Annotated in this window: 3 protein-coding genes; 1 reads left to right on the forward strand and 2 read right to left on the reverse strand. The window is 71.0% G+C overall.

The genetic code is table 11. The features are described from left to right. Positions 1 to 66 precede the first annotated feature (66 nt). Together MXD58_RS22485 and MXD58_RS22490 are read right to left on the reverse strand one after the other, a co-directional pair. Positions 67 to 1,074, reverse strand: a complete 1,008-nt coding sequence (locus tag MXD58_RS22485; protein WP_248836322.1) for an LLM class F420-dependent oxidoreductase — start codon at positions 1,072 to 1,074, stop codon at positions 67 to 69. A 9-nt stretch (positions 1,075 to 1,083) separates the two neighbouring features. After that, a complete protein-coding gene (locus MXD58_RS22490; protein ID WP_248836323.1) occupies positions 1,084 to 2,304 on the reverse strand; it encodes a CaiB/BaiF CoA transferase family protein in 1,221 nt (406 codons plus the stop codon). Positions 2,305 to 2,565: 261 nt separating this feature from the next. On the opposite strand from MXD58_RS22490, the gene MXD58_RS22495 reads away from it, so the two are divergent. After that, on the forward strand, positions 2,566 to 3,633 hold the full coding sequence (locus tag MXD58_RS22495; RefSeq protein ID WP_248836324.1) for an HpcH/HpaI aldolase/citrate lyase family protein: 1,068 nt from the start codon (positions 2,566 to 2,568) through the stop codon (positions 3,631 to 3,633). The last annotated feature ends 215 nt before the right edge of the window (positions 3,634 to 3,848 follow it).

Consider the following 3,848-nt stretch of genomic DNA (forward strand, 5'->3'; position numbering starts at 1 on the left):
GGCAGATCAGTGCCGGGCAGATCAGTGCCGGGCAGATCAGTGCCGGGCAGATCAGTGCCGGGCAGATCAGTGCCGGGTTCGCTCGTGTAGCTCGGCCAGCAGATCCGGGGCGATGTCGTAGGGCGTGTAGAAGGTCGTCCGGGTGGCGTAGTCGCCGACCTTCGCGACCAGTTGGGGTCCGACCTCGGCCGGTGTGCCGACGAGAGCGAACGTGTGCAGTATGTCGTCGTCGATGAGGTCGCCGATGGCGTCCCACTCGCCGGCCTTCGACCGCCGGGTCAGCTCCGGCTGCAGCTCACCCCAGCCGTGCAGCTCCAGCACGGGCCGGTAGGCCGGGGTGGAGGCGTAGAAGGCGATCTGCTTGCGGGTCCCGGTGATCGCCTTCGCCAGCTCCTCCTGCGTGCGCCCGGTGGCGACGAACGACGGGCCGGCGATCTCGAAGCCGTCCAGGGTCGCGTCCACCTTGGCGCGGCCGCGCCGCAGCGCCGGCAGGGTCACCTCCTCGACGTAGCGCCGGGTGGTGAACGGGTGCACGAAGAACCCGTCCGCGACCTCGCCCGCGACCTCGGTCATCGCCGTGTTCACACCGGCGAGGTACACCGGCGGCGGGCCGTACTCGTGCGCCGTCGGGGAGAAGAACGGTGTCATCAGCGTGTGGGTGTAGAACTCGCCCTGGAAGTCGAGCTTCGAGCCGTCCTGCCAGGCGGTCCAGATCGCCTTGAGGGCGAGGATGAACTCGCGCATCCGGGCGGCCGGGCTCGACCAGGTCATCGAGAACCGGCGCTCGATGTGCGGTTTGACCTGCGAGCCGAGGCCGAGGACGAACCGGCCCTTCGAGTGCTTCGCCAGGTCGTACGCCGAGTAGGCGGTGGTCATCGGGCTGCGGGCGAACGCGATCGCGATCGACGTGCCCAGGGTGACGTGCTCGGTGTTCTGGGCGACCTGCAGGAGCTGCAGGAACGGGTCGTGGCCGAGCTCACCGACCCAGACGCCGTCGTAGCCGGCGGCCTCCAGTGCCCGCGCGCCCGAGGGCGTCGCGTCGATGTCGTTGCCCAGCGTAGAGTCGATCTTCATCGGTCCTCCTCAGACCACCTTGTCCGCGTGCAGTTCGGCGATCTGGTCCGCGGTGAACCCGATCTCGGCCAGCACCGCATCGGTGTGCTCGCCCAGGCCCGGCACGGCGCCCATCGGCGACGTCCAGCCACTGGTGATCGGTGGCGGCAGCGGCGCGCGCCATGGCCCGGCCGGCGTGGCGACCTCTCGCCAGCGGTCCCGGGCGGCCAGATGCGGATGGTCGATGACGTCCCGCACCCCGTTGAGGCGGGCGTTGCCGAGCCCGGCGTCGTCGAGGATCTGCTGGGCCCGCTCGACGGTCACCGTCGTCGTCCAGGCGCGGATGGCCTCGTCGATGCGGGGCCGCAACCGGACCCGGTCGTCGTTGTGGGCGAGCGTCGGGTCATCGGCGAGGTCGTCGCGCCCCAGCACGGTGCGGGCGAGGCGCTGCCACTCGCCGTCGTTCGTCGTGCCGAGTACGACGTTGAACCCGTCGGAGGTCGGATAGGAGCCGTAGGGCGAGACCGCCGGGGAACTCACGCCGTTGGGCACCTGCTCCTCGCCGGTGCCCAGGGTGATGTTCATGGTGTAGCTCATCCACTCGACGACCGTGTCGAACAGGCTCACGGAGATCGCCGCCCCGCGTCCGGTGGCGGTGCGGGCGTGGATCGCGGCGAGGACCGACATCACCGTGTACATGCCCGCGCCGATGTCGGCCAGCGGGATGCCCGGCTTGGCCTTGGCCTCGCCGTCGCCGGTGATGGCGCAGGAGCCGGCCTCGGCCTGGACGAGCAGGTCGTAGGCCCGCTTGTGAGACAGCGGCCCGCCTTCGCCGTAGCCGGAGATGTCGACGGCCACGACCCGGGGGAAGCGGGTGGCGAGCTGCTCGGCGGCGAACCCGTAGCGCTGCGCCGCGCCCGGGGCGAGGTTCTGCACGACCACGTCGGCGCGGGCGAACAGCCGCTCCAGGACCTGCGCGCCGCGCGGGTCGCGGAAGTTCAGGCTGACCGACTCCTTGCCACGGTTCGCCCAGGTGAAGTGCGCGGACAGCTCGCCGTGCACGGCCCGGTCGTAGTCGCGCGCGAAGTCGCCGCCGCGCGGGTTCTCCACCTTGATCACCCGGGCGCCGAGGTCGGCGAGGTGGCGGGTCGCGATCGGGGCCGCGACCGCCTGCTCCAGCCCGACCACCACGAGGTCGCGCAGCGGGAGGAAGCCGGCGGTGGCCGGCGGGCCGTCAGTCGACAGGGACATCATCACTCCGGCGGGCGCGTCGTTCGGTGGCACGAGTCTGGCGCGGCCCAGCTCCGCGCCGAGCAATAGTCGTCATCAATAAACCAGATGGGCGGGCCCGGTGCGGCGGTCCGCGTGGGCGGTCACATGTGTCACCGTCGGTAATTGCAATGAAAGCGAGTGAATCGTCGAGCTGGTAGTGTCGCTCGCCGTCGGGCGTCGTGCTGATCACTGGTAGTCACACCCGCACACCAGCCAGGTTGCCCACCCGGGAGACTTCAGATGCGCAGTGCCAAGGACTTCTTCGCTCCGCTCGCTGTGGGCGCGCCGGTGCCGCCGCGGGATATCCCGTGGCGGCCGTCCAGGGTGATCCATTTCTTCGATCCCAGCAACGCGAAGATGGCCGCGAAGCTGCCGACCCTCATTCCCAAGGTCGACGTGCTGCTCGGGAACCTCGAGGACGGCGTCCGGGCGGACAACAAGCTCGCGGCCCGCGAGGGCCTCATCAAGATCGTCGAGGGCGGCACCGACTTCGGTGACACCCAGTTCTGGGTCCGGGTGAACAGCATCGACTCGCCCTGGGGCCTGGACGACCTGCTCACGCTCGTGCCCGCCATCGGCGCCAAGCTCGATGTGATCATGCTGCCGAAGGTTCAGGGTGCCGAGGACATCCACTACGTCGACCGGCTGCTCGCGCAGTTGGAGGCGAAGGCGAACCTCACCCGGCCGATCCTCGTGCACGCGATCCTGGAGACCGCCCGCGGCGTCAGCAACGTCGAGGAGATCTGCGCGGCCTCGCCGCGCATGCAGGGCCTGTCGCTGGGCCCCGCCGACCTCGCCGCCGACCGGCGGATGAAGACCACCCGCGTCGGCGGCGGCCACCCCGGCTACCTGGTGCGCCAGGACCCCACGCCGGACGACCCGGCCGCCCCGCGCGCCACCTTCCAGCAGGACCCGTGGCACTACACCCTCGCCCGGATGGTCGACGCCTGCGTCGCGCACGGGATCATGCCGTACTACGGGCCGTTCGGCGACATCGCCGACACCCTGGCCTGCGAGGACCAGTTCCGCAACGCGTTCCTGCTCGGCGCGGTCGGCGCCTGGTCGCTGCACCCGGTCCAGATCGACATCGCGAAGAAGGTCTTCAGCCCCGAGGTGAAGGACGTCGCCTGGGCGAAGCGGGTCGTCGAGAGCATGGGTGACGGCACCGGCGCCGTGATGGTCGACGGCACCATGCAGGACGACGCCTCGGTGAAGCAGTGCCGGGTCATCCTCGATCTGGCCCGCCGCCTCGCGGCCCGCGACGCCGACCTCGCCGGCGTCTACGACCTGCCCGGACCAGCGGCGTAGCCGAACCCTCTGACGCGCCCGCCGGCCGGACGGATCCGGCGAAGCGGCCCTCCGACGCGGCCCCTTAGGGTGGCTTGGGGGAACGCGGATTCCCGGGCCACCACGGCCGTCGAATCCGGCGAGACGCCGCGCGCGGGGCCGGTTCGCCGGATGCCGCCGCGCCAGGCTGGGGGCGGAGGATGAGCCGGTTGGCGCACGACGAGCACGGCCAGGAG

It is taken from the genome of Frankia sp. AgKG'84/4 (genome assembly GCF_023242965.2).
Taxonomy (GTDB): Bacteria; Actinomycetota; Actinomycetes; order Frankiales; family Frankiaceae; genus Frankia.

Excerpts from the sequence above, each read along its gene's own strand:
- MXD58_RS22490 (WP_248836323.1), bottom strand. The coding sequence starts at position 2,304 with ATGTCCCTGTCGACTGACGGCCCGCCGGCCACCGCCGGCTTCCTCCCG.
- MXD58_RS22495 (WP_248836324.1), top strand. The coding sequence starts at position 2,566 with ATGCGCAGTGCCAAGGACTTCTTCGCTCCGCTCGCTGTGGGCGCGCCG.
- MXD58_RS22485 (WP_248836322.1), bottom strand. The coding sequence starts at position 1,074 with ATGAAGATCGACTCTACGCTGGGCAACGACATCGACGCGACGCCCTCG.